Source organism: Flavobacterium glaciei (assembly GCF_003350545.1).
Taxonomy (GTDB): domain Bacteria; phylum Bacteroidota; class Bacteroidia; order Flavobacteriales; family Flavobacteriaceae; genus Flavobacterium; species Flavobacterium glaciei.
This window is the reverse complement of the sequence record NZ_QQBA01000001.1, coordinates 96,358-115,913: the sequence shown is the minus strand read 5'-3', so window position 1 is coordinate 115,913 and position 19,556 is coordinate 96,358. Positions and strand designations below refer to the sequence as shown.

Sequence of the window (19,556 nt, the reverse complement as noted above, 5' to 3'; positions counted from 1 at the left end):
TAAGGGGGACTAAATTAGTTTACAGCACCTTCTAATTCTGCACCTGCCTTAAATTTCACTACATTTTTAGCAGCGATTTGGATAGTTTTTCCTGTTTGAGGATTTCTACCATCTCTAGCAGCTCTAGCAGAAACAGACCATGATCCGAAACCTACTAAAGATACTCTTCCACCTTTTTTCAAAGTACCTCCTACGTTTCCTAAAAATGACTCTAAAGCTAATTTTGCAGCAGCTTTTGTGATTCCTGCATCAGCAGCGATAGCATCGATTAATTCTGATTTGTTCATAATAATAGTTATTAATTGTTGGTTAAAAAAAAATTGTTAATATACAAATTTAGTAGGAAATACGTTCCTTGCAAGTGTTTTGTATGATTTTAGGTTGTTTTGTTAATAACTTATTTTTTTTGTTAATAATGCTAAAGTCATTTCTTACTAAAACAAATATAATGCCCGTTTTTATTGATGTTAATGAGCTTTTGCTTCGTCAGAAAATGTAATACCATTAAGTAATTCTTGTGTATTCATCTTCTTTTTACCCGGAAACTGCAAATTTAATACTTCAATAAATCCATTTTTTACTGCAATCTTCATTTCTTTTTTGGTACAAATCAAACTTCCTAAACTATAATTATGATCCTCATTAACAATTTTAGTTTCATATATTTTTACATTCCATTCGTCATTTTTGTCCTGAATAAAGCACCAAGCTGAAGGATAAGGGCTTAAACCTCGAATTTGATTATTGATTTCTACAGCTGATTTTGACCAATCGATTTTGCAGTTTTCCTTATTAAGTTTGTATGCTGTTTTAATGTCAGAAGTGTCTTTTTGAATAATTGTTGATACTTTTCCTTTTTCAATCATTTGCAAAGTGTCAATTACTGTTTTGCTCCCTAAATCCATTAATCGGTCATGTAGTTGTCCTGCATTTTCGGTTTCATCAATTGAAATGTCCGAGCTTAAAATCATTGCACCAGTATCAATTTTATCATCAATGAAGAAAGTAGTTACACCTGTCTTGGTTTCTCCATTTATTATTGCCCAATTAATAGGCGCTGCTCCGCGATAATTGGGCAGGAGGGAAGCGTGAAGATTGAAAGTTCCTAAAGCGGGCATCTCCCAAACGACTTTTGGTAACATTCTAAAGGCTACCACGATTTGTAAATTGGCATTTAGTGATTTCAATTCCGATAAAAAAGTTTCGTCTTTAAGATTTACGGGCTGTAATAAAGGTAGGTTATTAGATAGCGCATATTCCTTTACTGCTGAATATTTTATTTTTTGTCCACGACCTGCTGGTTTGTCTGCGGCTGTAATAACACCTACTATTTCGTAGTCGTTTTTTAATATTGTATCTAATATTCCCACAGCAAATTCGGGAGTTCCCATAAAAACAATTCGTAATTTTTCCATTATGATTTTAAAGTATATTTATTGTTTGATTTAACCAAAATAGTGTTATTTTCTAATAACTCCTTAAGTATAAAGAGAACTTCTTCCGGATTATTTTTAGTTCTGTTTTGTATATCTCTTGAATTCAAATCTTCGGATTGTAGTAGATTAATTATTTCATTAGAAAGTGACGTACTATTTTTTTTCTTATTTTTCTTTGTTATGCAAAAGGAACAAATTCCACAATCGACCTCCGTTTTTTCTCCAAAATAACGCAAGATAAGTTTGTTCTTGCAAACTTTTTTTTCGCTTATGTAATTCAGAACGGATTGAAGTTGTTCTTTTTTTAATTGATTTTGATTTTCTAAATATTTTGAAACCCGACTGATGGTTCTCTCATCTTCCCGAACTTCATTAAAAATTAATGTAGAATCATTGTTTTTCGAATGATATTCTATTATTTCTTTTCCTTTTAATTTATGTAAAACTGCTTGTATTTCGGATTCTTTATGATTTGATTTCTTTGCAATCAATTGTAAGTTGAAAGCAGTTTGCATTTCATAAATTCCGGGATATGTTCGCAATATTGCCAAAATAATTTCTTCATCATTTGGATTTAAACTCATATACCGAATCACTTCTTTGGAAGGAATTAGAAATTGTAGTGTGATTTTTTCTGAAAATTCTTGGGACAGACTAATGATTCCTTGTCGGTCTAGGAATTGCATGGCATTATATGTTTTCAATGTGGGGAATTCATATTTCAAACAAAAATGATGTAAATTAAAGGTATACTGTTCGTTGATTCCTTCTCCGTAAGCAATCTGGAAATAATTACAGAGTTTTACATACATGAGATTCAAAAACTTTTTATCAGGAAGAATATTTATAAATTGACTTTCAGCCTGAATAATATCTGAAGGGCTTGTTAGTAAAACGGCATAAGCTTTTTCTCCATTTCTTCCAGCACGACCTGCTTCTTGGTAATAATTTTCTAAATTTTCAGGTAGTTGAATGTGTATTACGGTTTTTACATTGGCTTTATCAATTCCCATCCCAAAGGCATTTGTGGCAACAATAACTTGTATATCTTCATTCATCCACATCTGCATGTTTTTATCTTTTTCTTTGGACGAAAGTCCACCGTGATAGTACGTTGCTTTAAATCCTAATGCATTTAATTGTGAGGAAATTTCTAAACAGGACTTTCTGTTTCTTACATAAATGATGGAGGGTTCTGGGTTTTTTTTCAGAATTTGTTCTATTCTAAAAAATTTATCTTCCACTTCAAAAACCATATACGCAATATTTTCTCTAGTAAATGATTTCTCAAAAACTTGCGCATTATGCAATTCCAGCTCAGTGATGATATCTTCTTTGACCCTTGGTGTTGCAGTGGCTGTCAAGGCTAAAAAAGGTACCTTTGGAAAATGTTTTTTTAATGTAGAAATCTTCAAATAAGCAGGACGGAAATCATGTCCCCATTGTGAAACGCAATGTGCTTCATCAATAGTAATCAAGTTTATGGGAAGGCTTTTTATTCGTTCCAGTATCCAGTCAGATTGTAAGCGCTCTGGCGATAAATAAAGAAATTTATAATTTCCGAACTGGCAATTGTCCAGTAAATCTATCATTTCTTCGGATCTGATGCCACCTGTTAATGCTATCGCTTTGATATTTCGCTTTTGCAAATTTGCAACTTGATCTTTCATTAGCGCTACTAATGGCGAAATCACTAAACAAATACCGTCGTTCATAATCGCCGGAATCTGGAAACATATTGATTTTCCTCCACCGGTTGGCATCAATGCAAAAGTATCTTGACCACTTAAAACGGAATCAATAATTTCCTTTTGTAGTGACCTAAATTTGTCGTGTTTCCAATATTTTTGAAGAATGGCTAACGCATCTTGCATAGATTACAGATTTCAATTCGTAGAAAAAAATCCCAAATTGTAACTTCTAAACTTTAAAATTATTTAGAAATTTCATCTAAGATAAAAAGAATTCTGTTATCTAAGGTATCTTTAGGTACTTCTATAAGACTGTAGCCGTAACTTTTATATGTTTCTGTAAGATGATTATAGATTAGTTTAGCTTGTTCGAAATTTTCATAACGCTCGTGATCACTTACATAGATTTCTTCCCACGGGGGAAGAATGAAGATTTTTGAGTAGGTATGTTCGCGACAAGCGATGTCAAAAGAAGCCGGATAACTATCGCCAATGTAATGCATGTAAGCTAAAACATCCGGAATTCCGCGATCTATAAAAACGACTTCGTGAGGCTCTTTGCAAGCATTTTGAAATTGTTTTTTTCTTCCTTCTAGAAGTAATTCGCTGAATAAGAGTGGTTTTTCGAGGAATAACTGCTCAATTCCTTGTTTTTTTGCTTCTAAAGTTACTTCCCGTGAAATTTCGGGATAACAACAATGTCCTTTGGCTACCAATCCATCGATGATAGTTGTTTTACCTGTTCCTGGACCGCCAATGATAACTATGATTTCTTTCTGCACCTTTAAAAAATAAGGGGCAAATTTACTTAAACTTATTGGGATTTAAAAAAATGATTGCGGGAAAAATAAGATTAGGTAAAAAATCATAATCCAAAATTCATAATTTACGTTTGAAACAGTATATTTGCCTTTATTTTAAATAAGAAATGGATAAAAACACTCAAGAATTTTATGATAGATTAAAAGTAGAGTTGGATTTGAGTAATACTTGGCCAGCTGAATACTTATTTAAGTTTATTGTGCCAACAGAAGATGATAATATTGAACGTGTTCAATTGGCTTTTGATTGTATGGGAGCGATTATAAAAACGACAAAATCTAAGACGGGTAGGTTTACCAGTATATCTATTGACGTAACCATGAAAGATTCGCAAGAAATAGTAGATAAATACCTAGAAGTTTCTACTATTAAGGGAATTATATCTCTTTAGATACAAAACAAAATTTTGATGCATTTACAATCGAATGATTACTAATCTTCGAAAAAGAGCATGTGAGATTAATAAATATACATTCGGATATGAATTCAAAATATATTAAAGAAAACTCGAACGATGTGGTACATCATTTGGAATACAATGCAGAGAGATCTCATTTGATTATTCCGGAGTACGGCCGTCATTTGCAGAAATTGATTGATCAAGCAACTAAGATTGAGGATGATGTAGAACGCAACAAAGTGGCTAAGTACATCATTCAGGTTATGGGGAACTTGAATCCGCATTTGCGTGATGTTCCTGATTTTCAGCACAAATTGTGGGACCAGATTTTTATTATGTCTGATTTTAAATTAGTGGCTGATTCACCCTATCCAGTTCCATCGCGTGAGGTATTGCAATTAAAACCGGACGTGTTAAGTTATCCTCAGAATTTTCCAAAATACAGGTATTATGGCAACAACATAAAGTATATGATTGATGTAGCTAATAAATGGGAAGATGGTGAAATGAAAAGTGCTTTAGTGAAAGTGATTGCTAATCATATGAAGAAATCCTATCTGAGTTGGAACAAAGACACTGTTAAAGATGATGTTATTTTCGAACATTTATATGAGTTGTCAGGAGGAAAATTGAATTTACTTCAAAGTACCGAAGAACTTCTTAATACTAATGATTTATTGCGAACTAACAAACGCGTTTCCAATAAAATCTCTCCTGTAGGTCCGTTAAAAATACAAAGTAATAAAAACACAAAGACAGGAAAACCAAATCCGATTCACAAAAATCAAAATAGAAAACCGCTTTAGGTTAGTTATGAATTAGGAGTTTTAAGTTTTGAATTTTCAATGTAACTTTTAACTCATCTCTTCTAACGCGCAATCAATAATTTATAACTCATAACTGTAAAAAAATGGGAATTTTTAAAATAGAAGGCGGTATCAGTCTTAAGGGAGAAATCACGCCACAAGGAGCTAAAAATGAAGCATTACAAATCTTATGCGCCGTTCTTTTAACTCCAGAAAAAGTGATTATTAATAATATTCCTGATATTATTGACATCAATAAACTCATAACACTTTTAGGAAATTTAGGTGTTAAAATCCAAAAAACAGGACCCGGATCGTACACTTTTCAAGCTGATGAAGTTGATATTCAGTATTTAGAAACAGAAGCATTCAAGAAAGAGGGTGGTTCTCTTCGTGGCTCTATTATGATTGTTGGGCCACTTTTGGCACGATTTGGAAAAGGATATATTCCAAAACCAGGCGGAGATAAAATAGGTCGCAGAAGATTAGATACGCATTTTGAAGGATTTATCAATCTTGGAGCAAAATTCCGTTACAATAGAGAAGATCATTTTTATGGAGTAGAAGCACCTAAAGGATTGAAAGGTGCCGATATGTTACTTGACGAAGCATCTGTAACCGGAACTGCAAACATAGTTATGGCTGCAGTTTTAGCAAAAGGAAAAACAACAGTTTATAACGCTGCTTGCGAACCTTACTTGCAACAATTGTGTAAAATGTTGAACTCCATGGGAGCTAAAATAACAGGAGTTGGATCTAACTTATTGACTATTGAAGGAGTTGAAAGTTTAGGTGGTTGCGAGCATAGAATTCTTCCGGATATGATTGAAATAGGTAGCTGGATTGGTCTGGCTGCAATGACAAAATCAGAGATTACTATAAAAGATGTTAGCTGGGACAATCTTGGGGTTATCCCGAATACCTTTAGAAAACTTGGAATTACTCTAGAACGTCGTGGCGATGATATTTATATTCCTGCTCACGTAGATGGTTATGAAGTAAAAACAGATATTGACGGTTCTATTCTTACAATTGCTGATGCACCTTGGCCTGGATTTACTCCGGATTTATTAAGTATTGTTTTAGTAGTTGCCACTCAAGCAAAAGGCGATGTTTTGATTCACCAAAAAATGTTTGAAAGCAGATTATTCTTTGTCGATAAATTAATTGATATGGGAGCCAAGATTATGTTGTGTGATCCACATCGAGCTGTTGTTATGGGACATGATTTTAAATCACAATTGAAAGCTACTACAATGTCTTCTCCAGATATTCGTGCTGGAATCTCTTTATTGATTGCAGCGCTTTCAGCAAAAGGAACCAGTACTATTCAGAATATTGAACAAATTGACAGAGGATATGAGCGTATTGACGAACGATTGAGAGCCATTGGAGCTAACATTGTACGTGCATAAATCAATCAATAATTATAAAATATCGTTTAAGTAAACCAATTAGGATTTGAATCTAACCATTCAATACGGTTTACTTAAACGATTTTAGTTTTAATTCATCTTATAAAAAAAGATCATGTCAACGGAACAAACTGCTATAAAGGCCACTTATTTTAGTATTATTGGAAATACATCTTTGGCCATTATTAAAGGTCTGGCAGGTTTTTTTGGAAATTCTTATGCTTTAATAGCGGATGCAATTGAATCTACAACAGATATTTTTGCTTCATTTTTAGTCTTATTTGGAATTAAATATTCTAATAAACCCGCTGATAAAAATCATCCTTACGGGCATGGAAGGGCAGAGCCATTAATCACTTTTTTAGTTGTAGGTTTTTTAATTACTTCGGCAACAATTATCGCTTACGAAAGTATCATCAATATTGGAACGCCACATGATTTACCAAAACCATGGACACTATTAGTTCTGGGAGCAATCATTATTTGGAAAGAATATTCTTTTCGGATAGTAATGAAACGCAGTATTGAAACTAATAGTTCCTCACTTAGAGCAGATGCTTGGCACCATCGAAGCGATGCAATAACATCAGTAGCAGCATTTCTTGGAATTTCAATTGCTTTGATATTAGGAAATGGTTACGAATCTGCAGATGATTGGGCAGCACTATTTGCTTCTGGGTTTATTCTTTATAACAGTTATCTTATTTTTAGGCCGGCATTGGGTGAAATAATGGATGAGCATTTATACGATGATTTGATAGAACAAATTAGAATAGTTTCCCTTACGGTGGAAGGAATTATTGATACCGAAAAATGCTTCATTAGAAAAGCCGGTATGCAATATCACGTGGATTTACATGCTACAGTTGATTCAAGTGTTACCGTAAGAGAAGGACATGATCTTGCTCATAAATTAAAAGATACCTTGCGGGAAGAAATTCCTGAATTGGGACATGTGATAATTCATGTAGAACCAAATGATTAGATTTTTATCAAATAAAATTAATAAAGGCACCGAGATTATTTACCGGTGCCTTTTTTAATTCGCTATACTTTTGTCACAACGAGAGCAGACGAGATGAAATAATTTTCCATCATAAATTTGAACTGACACTTGTAGTCAAATCTTAAAATTATTATTTTACTCTAATATATTCAAAAACTTTAGCCCAAAAACAACTCCGTCTCCTTGAAATCCATTTTGGTACGAACGGATGTAATCCACACGAAGCATCTTAAATTTCCCAAAACCTAAATTGTCTAAACCAACCGTGACTTCAGTATAGGGTTTGTTATTGGGTGTTGACAATGCATGCGCACCTAATATCAATGTTGATTTGAGTTTACTCAACAACGGTATTTTATTCATGATATAGCCTTTGTCGTTGTATTCAGAATGGGCCTCAAAATAGCTTTCATTAGTGCTGTTAGAGTAATACGGCAATAGATTAAATACATTCAAATAGCGCGCTGATTGTCCAATGTGGGTTTGATTGCCATTAAAATGTTTGTAATCTATAAAAGCAATATTATCTGCATTCAAGAACTTCCCCGCTTTTAGATTTAAACCAAGAATTCCTTTATTTCCCAATGATAAATCATACGTTAATCGGGTATTTAAATGGTCAAACTCATACTTTTTTTCGTTAGCCGCAATTGTTTTATCATAACCTAAATAAAGAGTAGGATATTTTTCATTTCGAATGTTAAATTTTCCATCGGGACGGGAGGAGTATTTATTTCCAAAATTGATTTTGGCCAGCAAATTAATTTTCGTTAAATGGTGTTTTTCAAAAGCTGCTGAGTTGAAATCATTGGGTGCTAACGGATTATTTGATGTATATAAATCGTCTTTGCTTAACAAGGAGAAATCAGTATTGTTGAATAATGGTTTACGTTGCTGGTATTCGATTTTTCCTCCCAGGTTAACTCCATTTGCTATATCCTGACTGAAGCCAATTGCCGCTGATTCCAAATTATACAACTTCATAAAATTGTTCTTGAAAGCTAATGAACTTATTGTGTTTATAACTTTACTTATTGGTTCGTTAGGATTAAATTGCTTTACGGAACTACCTCCTGTTAGGTATAAAGTGGCATAATTTTGATTGTTGAATCTATGGATAAATTGTCCGGTTACACGCAGACGATCTTCGGCAAAACCGTAATTGAGTTTTGTACTTATAGAAGTGTAAATCCCTTTACTCTCCTGATTTTTCCAGTTGGTGTATTTAAACCCTGAATCAAAGTTATAACCTTGTACGGTATTAAAACTTAGTGAACCAAGGTTAAATAATCCCTCGTAACTGAAGCTATTTTTTTCTGTACTGTTTTTGTAAGTGTATCCTGTTAGTAACTTTATGATTTTGAATTTATTTCCTTTTGCATCAATGGAGTCCAAATATTTTTTAGAATTTCTAACTTTGTAAATACTGTCTTTTCGAATGTAATCACTACTTTCTTCAAACGTTAAAGGAATCGGTCTGTTGCTATTCCAGAAAGTACTGTCTTTTTTATTTGAATTGATTTCAACGCTGGTAATTTCATTGGTAAAGGTTTTTTTTGCAAAAGCATCTACAAATTCGTAATTGCTATACACATAAGTATATTTTCCGGTAAATTTTATTCCAAAAGCGCCAGCTTTTATATCAAGACTTTGAGTGTTTTTTGCCCAAATTTTGTTGTTTTTGTTGTAGCTGAAATTTTGTTTTAAGGTCATGACATCAACAAATTCCTCTTTCATTCTGTATCCTTTTATATCCAAGTCAACGGCATAAATTGCCCACGAATCTTCAACAATGTAAATGTAACCTTCAAAAACAGGTTCGCTGTCTCGTTTTGCAATTACTTTTATTTTATTGATCATTTGATTATTAGCATCATAAAAAGTACTTTCCAGTTTGTATTTGTAATAATTGAAAGCATTATTTGCTACAGGAGAAATCATGTTGACTCCAAAGTTAATCGTGTTATCATAAAAATCATAAAACGAAGATCTAGCTGTATTGTAGCTGTATCCATTATCTCTACCGCTTACTTTTGATGCAGTTACGATTTCTTTTAAATTATTGGGTTTTTCAAAAGTAATTTTAGAGAATGTTTCTGATAGTGAAATAATCCCAGTTCCTGTTGAATCCAAAGAGCCATTCAGGTCACCAATTTTTTGTCCTAATATTTTTTTAGGTGCATTTTTTAGTTTAAAAATTCCTCTGGAATAAAAATCAGCATTAAATCGGGCTGTTTTTTCAGTATTTTCTTTTTTATTAGCAATTGCATTTTTTATTATCGCAAGTGCAGGATTGATTTTGGTATTAATTACAACTTCATTTAAAGAATAACTTTCTTCAATCATTTTAATATCAAATGAGTACGGTAACTTATCGGTCTGAATGGTTATTATTTGCGTTTTAAAACCTAAAAATTGAAATACAACAGTTTGTTTTTCAGATTTCTTTAAATTAAGTTCAAATTTTCCTAATTCATTTGAGGTTGTCCCGTTATAGGTTCCTTCTTGAAAAATAGTAACAAACGGCAGGGGATTCCCTTTTTCATCTGAAACGGTTCCTTTTATTTGTGCAGTACTGACAAATGAAACCATGAAAAGTAGTAATAAGTAGTAATTTTTCATGAAAGTTTTTTCTTTCACAAAAATAGAAGAAGTTTAAAAAGAGCGTATTAATTATTTGTTAAAGATTTCTTTGGGAGGGAATTATATTTTAAACCTATAAAAGAGACTGTATTGCTAGCTCGTAACTCTTTAAACCAAAACCTAGAATAACACCTTTTGCATTTCCCGAAATATAGGATTGATGTCTAAAGCTTTCACGAGAAAATGTATTAGAAATATGGACTTCAACAACTGGAGTGGTAATTGCTTTGACAGCGTCGCCAATACCTATTGAAGTATGCGTGTAAGCTCCAGCATTTAATATTATGCCATCGAATGAAAAACCAAATTCCTGAATTTTATCGATTAATTCGCCTTCAATATTACTTTGAAAGTAAACGAATTCTACAGTAGGGAATTTTATTTGTAAAGTGGTAAAATACTCTTCAAAAGTTAAGCTGCCATATACTTCTGGTTCGCGTTTGCCAAGAAGATTTAGGTTTGGTCCGTTGATGATACTGATTTTCATAAGTATTTAATTTTTGTTTTCTATTTGAATATGGAATTACTTCATTTATTAGAAAAAGCTCGGTTTGCATATAGCTTTTCTGCATATCAATTCCGATGCTCATTTCTTATTTCCTATTTTGGTAAAAATAAAAAAACCGTTCCAATTTATAGAACGGTTTAACTAAATTTAATTTTTATTATTTTTAGAATTTAAATCCAGCAGAAATTTGGACTACTGAGTTCTTAACCTCTGCATCTTGAGTCGCTTCAGTCAAGCCTAGTACATAGCGTCCTTGTAGAAAAATGCTTTTCGTAACATTTAATGTTAAACCTCCGGCAACTCCAAATTCAAAAGTCTCTGACTCTTTAAAATCCACATTTTTTCTTTCGCTCAATAAAAAAGAGGCTTGGGGACCAAAATCTAAACTAACCGTTTTATTAAAATTAAATTTTGCTAGAACGGGAATAGAAAGGTAACCCAATTCATTTTTGAATTCTTCTGCGGCATTTTTATATGTTGCTCCTTGTGTGGAATACAATAATTCGGGCTGAATGGAAAAACCATCAGTCACTTTAATTTCAGCAACTAAACCTGCATGATAACTCGTAATGGCTTCATTATTATAATTATCATTGGTAAGGGTTATGCCACTTCCTGACTGATTGGCATAATTTAAACCACCTTTTAAACCAAATTTAACCAACTGTGCTTGCATATCAACAGATGCTGCAAGTAACACTACTGCTACAAGAATTATTTTTTTCATAATTTTTTTTAAATATTAATTAGTATTTATTGATAAGTGACTTTTAACTAAAACTATATAGTTGAATATTTATTGTTTTATTTACCCATTTGTTCTCAATACAAATATTAGTCCAAAAATATTGATTAATTATTATTTTGAGTTTATTTTAATTAAAAAAGCATATTTAATTGTTGTAATTTTATGATTTTTAGTTATTTAGTTATAATTTTATTTTTTTATTTTTTTATTTATTTTTTGGTAACATTATCAATTTTTGTAACTTTAAGAAATATTTTTACGTTGTTTTTTGGTTTCTAAAATTAAAAAAGTAGAAAATAGATTTTAGATTTTTAATATCAATGTTAATAACTTGAGTTGGTAGAAAGTGTATTACTTTATTATTATCATAATTTTATGGCTGTATTTAATTAATCAAGAAAAAAATGAAAAAAATTATTTTGTCAGTACTTATTACTTTGTCATGTATAGGTGGTTATGCTCAAAAAGAAGGTGGATTTAGAGTTGGATTAGATCTAGGAATTGTACCTGCCAATAGCGGTGGGGGTGTACTTTTATCCTTGGAACCAAAATACAATATCAAAGATAATATGAATGTTGGTTTGCGAATAGGAGTAGCTGCGATTGTTCGTGATATAAATGATTCAGGAGCTAATACTAGTGCAAAGGTAGCTGCCAATGGTTCATACGTTGCCACTTATGATTATTATTTTAATGCATCGGGGAAGTCTTTTGTTCCTTATGTAGGTGCTGGAGCGGGATATTACACTATTGCAAATGTAGAGTTTAATGATTCAAGTACTTCTAATAATAATGATGTAAATGTTGAGGCAACAGGTAAATTTGGAGGATTGCTAAGAGGTGGTTTTGAGTGGGGTAAATTCAGAATGGGACTAGAATATAATTTAGTTCCAGAATCTACTTTACAAGATACCAATGGCAATAATCAGGGAAGTGTAGCTAATTCATACGTAGGAATCCATTTAGGATTTTATGTGGGTGGAGGAAAATGGAGAAGATAATTATTTACTGTCTTTATACGCAAAAACCATTCTACAGAATGGTTTTTTTATGCTCAAAAAGAGTTACTTTGTAGACATGAATTGGGACAGTTATATAAAAAATTATCAGTCGTATTTAAAAATCGAGCGCGGTTTATCAAAGAATACAATCGAAAATTATTCTTTTGATATCGAACGTTTGTTTCTTTTTCTGACTAAAAATGAAATTGAAGTATCGCCTGTTACAATTGGGGAAGAACCAGTACAACAATTTATTTATAGTTTGGCAAATGAGGTCAATCCACGTTCGCAAGCCAGAATCATTTCAGGTCTTAAAAGTTTTTTTAATTATTTAATATTTGAAGATTATCGGTTTGATAATCCATTAGAACTTATCGAAACGCCTAAAACGGGCAGGAAGCTTCCTGATACTTTGTCAGTAGATGAGATTGATAATCTAATTCTTGCTATCGATTTAACCACTAATGAAGGCGAACGCAATCGCGCTATGCTCGAAACGTTATATGGATGTGGATTGCGAGTTTCAGAATTAGTTTCATTAAAAATATCTGACTTGTTTTTTGAAGAAGGTTTTATCAAAATAACAGGTAAAGGAAATAAGCAACGCTTTGTGCCCATAAGTGATTTGACGCAAAAATACATTCAAATTTATAGGAATACCATAAGAACACACATTAGGATTCAAAAAGGTTTTGAAGACACGCTTTTTTTAAATAGAAGAGGGAGGCAATTAACTAGAGCGATGATTTTTACTATAATAAAAGATTTAGCAAAAAAAATAGAGTTAAAAAAAACAATAAGTCCGCATACTTTAAGACACTCTTTTGCAACTCATCTTTTAGAAAACGGAGCAGATTTGCGCTCTATTCAATTGATGCTCGGGCATGAATCGATTACAACAACAGAAATATATGTGCATTTAGACAGAAAATTCTTGACACAAGTTCTAAATACTTTTCATCCTCGTAAATAATATTTAATAATCTATCTCATGTATTTTTTAAGTAATAAATAAATTATTGATTATAATGCAAAATTAATTTTTTAAAATCATGAATTAAAGACTTTTAATATTTTTTTTTATTGTTAGTAAAAAAAATGTATATATTGTGGTTTAATAAATTCTGATAAAATTGATATGGAATATGATTTTCCTCAAAATGGAAATTACCAAGATTTGAATAATTTTTACTTTAAATTATTTAATGAAATTCCAGATTTAATTTTTGAATTTGTAATTGCTCCTGACAACACCTATTTTTTTCCTTTAGTGAGCAAATCGGTCACTGATTTCTTTGAGTTGACTTCAAATCATTTTGTAGACAGTGATAAAATTCTTGTTTATGAAAGAATATTTGAAGCTGACCGATTGACGTTTTTTCAGTCATTGGTCAACGCAAAAAGAAATATTACAAGATGGGATTTTGAGTTTCGTGTTATATTACCTAAAAACGGATTACGTTGGTTAAAAGTTTCATCAAAACCAGAATTATATCCTGACGGGAATATTGCTTTTTATGGAAGAATCTCAGATGTGACTGACTTAAAAGATCAAGAAATAAAACTAAAAATTTCTGAAGAGCGTTTTAAATTTGCTCTTGAAGCCTCTACTGCAGGAGTGTGGGACTGGGATTTAACGACTAATAAAGTTTTTTATTCCTCGCAATCGATGAAAATCCTCGAGCAGGAATCTATGGATATCTTTGATAATCCGGAGTTTTGGGATGGTATAGTGCATCCTGACGATTTAGAAAATTATTATTCTGAAATTCAAAATCATTTTGAAAACAAAACAACTTTTTATGAAAATTACCATCGTGTTTTAACTTCAAGTGGAAATTACAAATGGATTTTAGATAGAGGGAAAGTCATTTTGCGTGATTACGATGGTAAACCTTTGCGAGTTATTGGTACTCATACAGATATTTCTTTGCAAAAAGAAAAAGAGTTAGAATTGGTAAGGACTATGGAGTTGTATATTCAACAAAATAGTAGACTTTTAAATTTTTCACATATTGTATCCCATAATCTAAATACTCAAGCCGGTAATATTAAATCAATTTTAGATATAATAGATTACGATCAGGATATAGAAAATAGCAAAGAAATGTTATCTCATTTACGAACTGTGTCTAATGATTTAAATGAAACAATATCTAATTTGACCGAATTAGTTCTCATACAAAGTAATTTGAATATTCCTATAAAGTCTTTAAACTTGAATTTATATTTAATTAAGACTTTTGAATTGATAAATAATTTTCAAAAACTAAATAAAATTACGATTATTAATGAGATTCCAGATGATGTTTATGTAGATTATAATCCGGCATATTTAGAAAGCGTTTTGTTGAATTTTACAACAAACGCCATAAAATATTCAAATCCTAACAAGCCTGTAGAGATAAAATATTCTTTCTCATTGGAAAATGGTAAAAAAACATTATCGATTTCTGATAATGGATTAGGTATCGATTTAAAGAAATATGGAGATTCTCTTTTTGGGATGTATAAAACATTTCATAAGCATGAAGAAGCCAGAGGATTAGGATTGCACATTACTAAGAATCAAATAGAATCTATGAAAGGAACTGTTTCAGTCGAAAGTGAAGTAGGAGTAGGAACAACTTTTAAGATTGTTTTTAACGATAGTCTGAATGCTTAATTACGTTATTTAGTAAATAAGCAAAGTTTTTTAAGTAGATTCTTCGTTTATAATATTCCAAAAAAAAAACTTCTCAGTGATGAGAAGTTTTTTTATATGTCAGATATAATGAATTATTTAGCAATATTCACAGCTCTTGTTTCACGAATTACAGTAACTTTAACTTGCCCTGGATACGTCATTTCTGTTTGGATTTTTTGTGAAATATCAAAAGATAAGTTCGCTGCATTTTCATCAGAAACTTTTTCGCTTTCCACAATTACACGAAGTTCTCTACCGGCTTGAATAGCATAAGCATTCTTTACCCCACTAAATCCGTAAGCAACTTCTTCAAGGTCTTTCAGACGTTGAATATAAGAATCCAATACTTGTCGTCTTGCTCCTGGTCTTGCTCCTGAAATTGCATCACAAACTTGAATAATAGGAGATAATAATGATTTCATTTCAATCTCATCGTGGTGAGCTCCAATAGCATTACAAACCTCTTCTTTTTCGCCGTATTTCTCAGCCCATTGCATTCCTAATAATGCGTGTGGTAAATCACTTTCGGCATCTGGAACTTTACCAATATCGTGTAACAAACCAGCTCTTTTAGCTAGTTTTACATTTAGTCCTAATTCAGCTGCCATGATTCCACAAAGTTTAGAAACTTCACGGGAGTGTTGTAATAAATTTTGTCCGTAAGAAGAACGGTATTTCATACGTCCTACCACTTTAATCAATTCTGGGTGTAGTCCGTGGATTCCTAAATCAATAACGGTACGTTTACCAACTTCTATAATTTCATCGTCAATTTGTTTTGCAGTTTTAGCAACTACTTCTTCAATACGTGCTGGGTGAATTCTTCCGTCAGTTACTAGTTTATGTAATGCTAAACGCGCAATTTCTCTACGAACAGGATCAAAACAAGAAAGGATAATAGCTTCTGGCGTATCATCTACAATGATTTCTACTCCAGTAGCAGCTTCTAATGCACGGATATTTCTTCCTTCACGTCCAATGATTCTTCCTTTTACATCGTCTGATTCAATATTAAATACCGATACACAGTTTTCTACTGCTTCCTCTGTACCAACTCTTTGAATGGTATTGATGATGATTTTTTTAGCTTCTTGTTGTGCAGTCAATTTTGCCTCTTCAATAGTATCTTGAATATGAGACATTGCTTTGCTTTTTGCTTCTGCTTTTAGCCCTTCTACTAATTGTTCTTTTGCTTCTTCAGCAGATAAACCAGAGATAACTTCCAGTTGTTGCAATTGACTTTTATGTAATTTGTCAACTTCAGCTTGCTTTTTATCAAGATTTTCAATTTTAGAAGTGTATTCTAAAGTTTTAGATTCAAAATCATCATTTACCTTTTTAGCTTTTGATAATTCATTAGAAACTTGAGATTCTTTATCGCGAACTCTTTTTTCTATTTCAGCAACTTTTTTGTCACGGGATAAAATAACTTGTTCGTGTTCTGATTTTAATTCAATAAATTTCTCTTTTGCTTGAAGAATTTTATCTTTTTTTATGTTTTCAGCTTCTAGATTAGCATCTTTTAATATTGATGCTGCTTCTTTTTTTGCGTTTTTAATTAAGTTTGAAATATTGCTTTTTTCTATAAGCTTGGCAATACCAAATCCTCCCGCAATCCCTATAATTCCTGAAATAATAATCGTTAATATGTTGTCCATGTTTGTTAAAGTTTATATATAAAAAAGCCTACATTAGATTGATTGTATAAACTCGAAAAGACAAGTTTTGAGCTAACTCGTTGTTCAAGCTTCCAAACTGAATTGGCTTGCTATAGTAACGATGATTTGCTCATTCTAAATTGTTAGTGTTGAGTTTACCAAATATGAACTAATGTAGGCAGTATCTTAGTTTTTGTAAAGAACGTTTATTTGTCGAGATATTGATCTAAAATCGAATTGATTTTTTTAATTCGTTCGATGGTCGCTTCTCCATCTAATGTATTATCAATTTGTTTTTGTTCCGTTTGTGAGGCAAATTGTAAAGCACACATGGCTAACACATCTTGCTTGTCACGAACTGCGTAATTTTCTTCAAATTGCTTGATCATCGTATCAATTTTTTTTGAAGCGCTTCTAAGGCCTTCTTCCTGAGCAAAATCAACCGTTAACGGGTAGACTCTGTCTGCGATTGATATTTTAATTTTAAGCTTTTCGTCCATATCTTTTATTAATCTGATAGCTGTGCTATACAGTAATCAATTTCGCGAATTAATGAATTTATTTTAAGCTTCGTATCTCTTTTATTATCGTCACTGCCTAGTAATGTATTAGCTACTTTGAGTGTTTCATACTGCGTTTTTAATGCTTCAATCTCTTGTGATTGATTTTGTATTATGGATGCAGTTTTTATTAATTCGTTTTTTAAATCTTGATTATTTTTCTCTAAACTTTTCATTTTTATAAAAAGTTTTTCAATCTTACTTTCAAGAATATCAATAATTTCTGCAATTGCACTCATTATATATCTTATTCATTACATAATCATACAAAGTTAGTATTCCTTTTTAATTTTGCAATATTTTATTATTTTTTTTACATTAAATTAGTTAAATGTCAGTTGTACAAATGGTTACGAACTGTTTTTTTTAGCGATGATTTGAATACTTTTTTTATCTTAGCAAAAATGTAAACCATGAGATTTTCTACATATTTTTTATTTTTTTGCACTGCTGTTTTTGCACAAGTTGAATATCCAAAAGATTTTTTTAGATCTCCATTAGATATTCCAATGCAATTGTCTGGGAATTTTGGAGAGTTAAGACCCAATCATTTTCATGCTGGTTTCGACTTAAAGACCCAGCAAAAAGAAGGTTTAAATGTATATGCTGTTGCTGATGGTTATGTGTCAAGAATAAAGATTTCTACTTTTGGAAACGGAAAAACTATTTACATCAATCACCCCAATGGATTTACGTCGGTTTATGGTCATTTAAAAAAGGCCAACGGTGAAATAGAAAATTACATTAAGAAAACGCATTACAAAGAAGAATCGTTTGAAATAGAAATGTTTTTTAAGCCGAATGAAATGGCGGTAAAAAAAGGAGAAATTATTGCTTTCTCGGGAAATACAGGCGCTTCAGAAGGGCCGCATTTGCATTTTGAATTTCGTGATTCTAAAACAGAGTTCATAATCAACCCGTTGCTTTTTGGATTCAATAAGTTTATAAAAGATACTAAGAAACCTATTGTTTCTGGAGTTTATGTGTATCCATTGGATTCAAAAACTACTGTTAATCATTCTAAACGACCTTTATTACTAAATGTTTCATTACAAAAAGACGGAACCTATTTATCTGAAAAAGTCACTGCAAACGGTTCCATAGGTTTTGGTATTTCGGCTTATGATACTGATGATGTTTCGTTTAATAACAATGGAGTTTACAAAGTTCAATCATTTTATAATGGAAAACCAAATTTCGGATACGAATTCAACACTTATTCTTTTGATGATATGCGCTATATCAATGCGCTGATTGATTATTCGCGATATAAGAAAATGCAACAAAGGGTTCAGAAATTATTTATGAAAACGCCTTATAAATTAAGCTTTATTCAAGCCGATGAAAACAAAGGTGCTTTGCAAGTTACCCCAAATTTAGCTTCACTGTATCGTATAGAAGTTTCTGATTTCTTTGGAAATAAAAAAACAATAGCAATTCCTATTCAATATGATTTATTAAGTACAATTGTAAGTCCTGAGCCAGTACAATCAAACTATTTTGTAAAAGCGAATAAAGACAGTAATTTTACTTTAGCGAATATGTCTGTTTTCTTTCCTGCTGGAACTTTTTACGAAGATTTTAATTTAAATTTTGATGTAAAAAATGATATATTGTTTTTACACGACGATACTGTTCCTGCTCATACTAATTTTACGATTTCAATTGAAGACACAAAATCAAATGAAGCGCAAAGAGAAAAAATGTTTATTGGGAGAATAGAAGGAAAGAAAGTAAATTATAATTCAACTTATAGAAAGGACAGCGTATTTACTACAAAGGTTAAAGTTTTAGGAAAGTATGCCCTAGTTTCTGATACGGTTGCCCCAAAAATAAGCATGGTAGTACCCGTAGAAGGCAAATGGATCAGCGATCAAAAAACAATTCAGCTTTCTATTTACGATGAATTGTCAGGTATAAAAACATATAATGGATACTTAAATGGCAAATGGGTATTATTTGAATATGATAATAAAACCAGAAAATTGACTCATTATTTTAATGATGGAATTGTTGCTGATGGTGCCAATGAATTAAAAGTTGTAGTTACGGATAATGTAGGTAATTCAACTACCTTTGAAACACGTTTTTTTAGAAGTCAAAAAAAATAAAAACCAAACCATTTGAGCGCTAATAAATTAATTTTTGTTTTCTTTTTGTACTTCTTTGCCGGCCT

General features: G+C 31.7%; 18 protein-coding genes. 8 read left to right on the top strand and 10 right to left on the bottom strand.

What is annotated here, in order from left to right:
- Positions 1-14: 14 nt before the first annotated feature.
- From DFR66_RS00575 to DFR66_RS00560, 4 genes are all read right to left on the bottom strand, one after another.
- Positions 15-287, bottom strand: coding sequence for an HU family DNA-binding protein (locus DFR66_RS00575; protein WP_073017033.1), 273 nt, complete (start codon positions 285-287; stop codon positions 15-17).
- A gap of 180 nt (positions 288-467) precedes the next feature.
- Positions 468-1,415 (bottom strand): methionyl-tRNA formyltransferase, encoded by a 948-nt coding sequence (gene fmt, locus DFR66_RS00570; protein ID WP_114752927.1) that lies wholly within the window; start codon positions 1,413-1,415, stop codon positions 468-470.
- Positions 1,415-3,310, bottom strand: a complete 1,896-nt coding sequence (locus DFR66_RS00565; RefSeq protein ID WP_114752926.1) for a RecQ family ATP-dependent DNA helicase — start codon at positions 3,308-3,310, stop codon at positions 1,415-1,417. The genes fmt and DFR66_RS00565 overlap by 1 nt, the downstream gene beginning before the upstream one ends.
- A gap of 59 nt (positions 3,311-3,369) precedes the next feature.
- Positions 3,370-3,909 carry an AAA family ATPase gene (locus DFR66_RS00560; RefSeq protein ID WP_114752925.1) on the bottom strand — a complete coding sequence of 180 codons (540 nt, stop codon included), beginning with the start codon at positions 3,907-3,909 and terminating at the stop codon, positions 3,370-3,372.
- A 146-nt stretch (positions 3,910-4,055) separates the two neighbouring features.
- On the opposite strand from DFR66_RS00560, the gene DFR66_RS00555 reads away from it, so the two are divergent.
- From DFR66_RS00555 to DFR66_RS00540, 4 genes are all read left to right on the top strand, one after another.
- Positions 4,056-4,340, top strand: a complete 285-nt coding sequence (locus tag DFR66_RS00555) for a DUF493 family protein (RefSeq protein WP_114752924.1) — start codon at positions 4,056-4,058, stop codon at positions 4,338-4,340.
- A gap of 89 nt (positions 4,341-4,429) precedes the next feature.
- A complete protein-coding gene (locus tag DFR66_RS00550) occupies positions 4,430-5,155 on the top strand; it encodes a DUF4290 domain-containing protein (RefSeq protein ID WP_114752923.1) in 726 nt (241 codons plus the stop codon).
- Positions 5,156-5,259: 104 nt separating this feature from the next.
- On the top strand, positions 5,260-6,570 hold the full coding sequence (gene murA, locus DFR66_RS00545; protein WP_114752922.1) for a UDP-N-acetylglucosamine 1-carboxyvinyltransferase: 1,311 nt from the start codon (positions 5,260-5,262) through the stop codon (positions 6,568-6,570).
- 115 nt (positions 6,571-6,685) lie between these two features.
- Positions 6,686-7,555 carry a cation diffusion facilitator family transporter gene (locus tag DFR66_RS00540; protein ID WP_114752921.1) on the top strand — a complete coding sequence of 290 codons (870 nt, stop codon included), beginning with the start codon at positions 6,686-6,688 and terminating at the stop codon, positions 7,553-7,555.
- Between the two features lie 156 nt (positions 7,556-7,711).
- Here DFR66_RS00540 and DFR66_RS00535 read toward each other — a convergent pair whose 3' ends face one another.
- The 3 genes from DFR66_RS00535 to DFR66_RS00525 form a co-directional block, all read right to left on the bottom strand.
- Entirely contained in the window at positions 7,712-10,198 is a 2,487-nt protein-coding gene (locus DFR66_RS00535) for a DUF5686 and carboxypeptidase regulatory-like domain-containing protein (protein WP_114752920.1), read from the bottom strand.
- Positions 10,199-10,292: 94 nt separating this feature from the next.
- Entirely contained in the window at positions 10,293-10,706 is a 414-nt protein-coding gene (gene aroQ, locus DFR66_RS00530; RefSeq protein WP_114752919.1) for a type II 3-dehydroquinate dehydratase, read from the bottom strand.
- Between the two features lie 184 nt (positions 10,707-10,890).
- Positions 10,891-11,454, bottom strand: coding sequence for a porin family protein (locus tag DFR66_RS00525; protein WP_114752918.1), 564 nt, complete (start codon positions 11,452-11,454; stop codon positions 10,891-10,893).
- 425 nt (positions 11,455-11,879) lie between these two features.
- On the opposite strand from DFR66_RS00525, the gene DFR66_RS00520 reads away from it, so the two are divergent.
- The 3 genes from DFR66_RS00520 to DFR66_RS00510 all read left to right on the top strand — a co-directional run bounded on the left by DFR66_RS00520 (position 11,880) and on the right by DFR66_RS00510 (position 15,141).
- Positions 11,880-12,476 carry a porin family protein gene (locus tag DFR66_RS00520; RefSeq protein ID WP_114752917.1) on the top strand — a complete coding sequence of 199 codons (597 nt, stop codon included), beginning with the start codon at positions 11,880-11,882 and terminating at the stop codon, positions 12,474-12,476.
- 76 nt (positions 12,477-12,552) lie between these two features.
- Complete coding sequence (xerD, locus tag DFR66_RS00515) at positions 12,553-13,449, top strand: site-specific tyrosine recombinase XerD (RefSeq protein ID WP_114753168.1); 897 nt, start codon at positions 12,553-12,555, stop codon at positions 13,447-13,449.
- 165 nt (positions 13,450-13,614) lie between these two features.
- On the top strand, positions 13,615-15,141 hold the full coding sequence (locus DFR66_RS00510) for a sensor histidine kinase (protein ID WP_114752916.1): 1,527 nt from the start codon (positions 13,615-13,617) through the stop codon (positions 15,139-15,141).
- 113 nt (positions 15,142-15,254) lie between these two features.
- On the opposite strand, the gene rny is transcribed toward DFR66_RS00510, so the two are convergent.
- The 3 genes from rny to DFR66_RS00490 all read right to left on the bottom strand — a co-directional run bounded on the left by rny (position 15,255) and on the right by DFR66_RS00490 (position 17,619).
- A complete protein-coding gene (gene rny / locus DFR66_RS00505; RefSeq protein ID WP_114752915.1) occupies positions 15,255-16,820 on the bottom strand; it encodes a ribonuclease Y in 1,566 nt (521 codons plus the stop codon).
- 206 nt (positions 16,821-17,026) lie between these two features.
- The gene (locus tag DFR66_RS00495) at positions 17,027-17,320 is read right to left on the bottom strand and encodes a cell division protein ZapA (protein ID WP_114752914.1); all 294 of its coding nucleotides are present in this window, start codon (positions 17,318-17,320) and stop codon (positions 17,027-17,029) included.
- An 8-nt stretch (positions 17,321-17,328) separates the two neighbouring features.
- Positions 17,329-17,619, bottom strand: coding sequence for a hypothetical protein (locus DFR66_RS00490; protein ID WP_114752913.1), 291 nt, complete (start codon positions 17,617-17,619; stop codon positions 17,329-17,331).
- A 174-nt stretch (positions 17,620-17,793) separates the two neighbouring features.
- Between DFR66_RS00490 and DFR66_RS00485 the strand changes: the two genes are divergently transcribed.
- Entirely contained in the window at positions 17,794-19,491 is a 1,698-nt protein-coding gene (locus DFR66_RS00485; protein ID WP_114752912.1) for a M23 family metallopeptidase, read from the top strand.
- Positions 19,492-19,556: the final 65 nt, after the last annotated feature.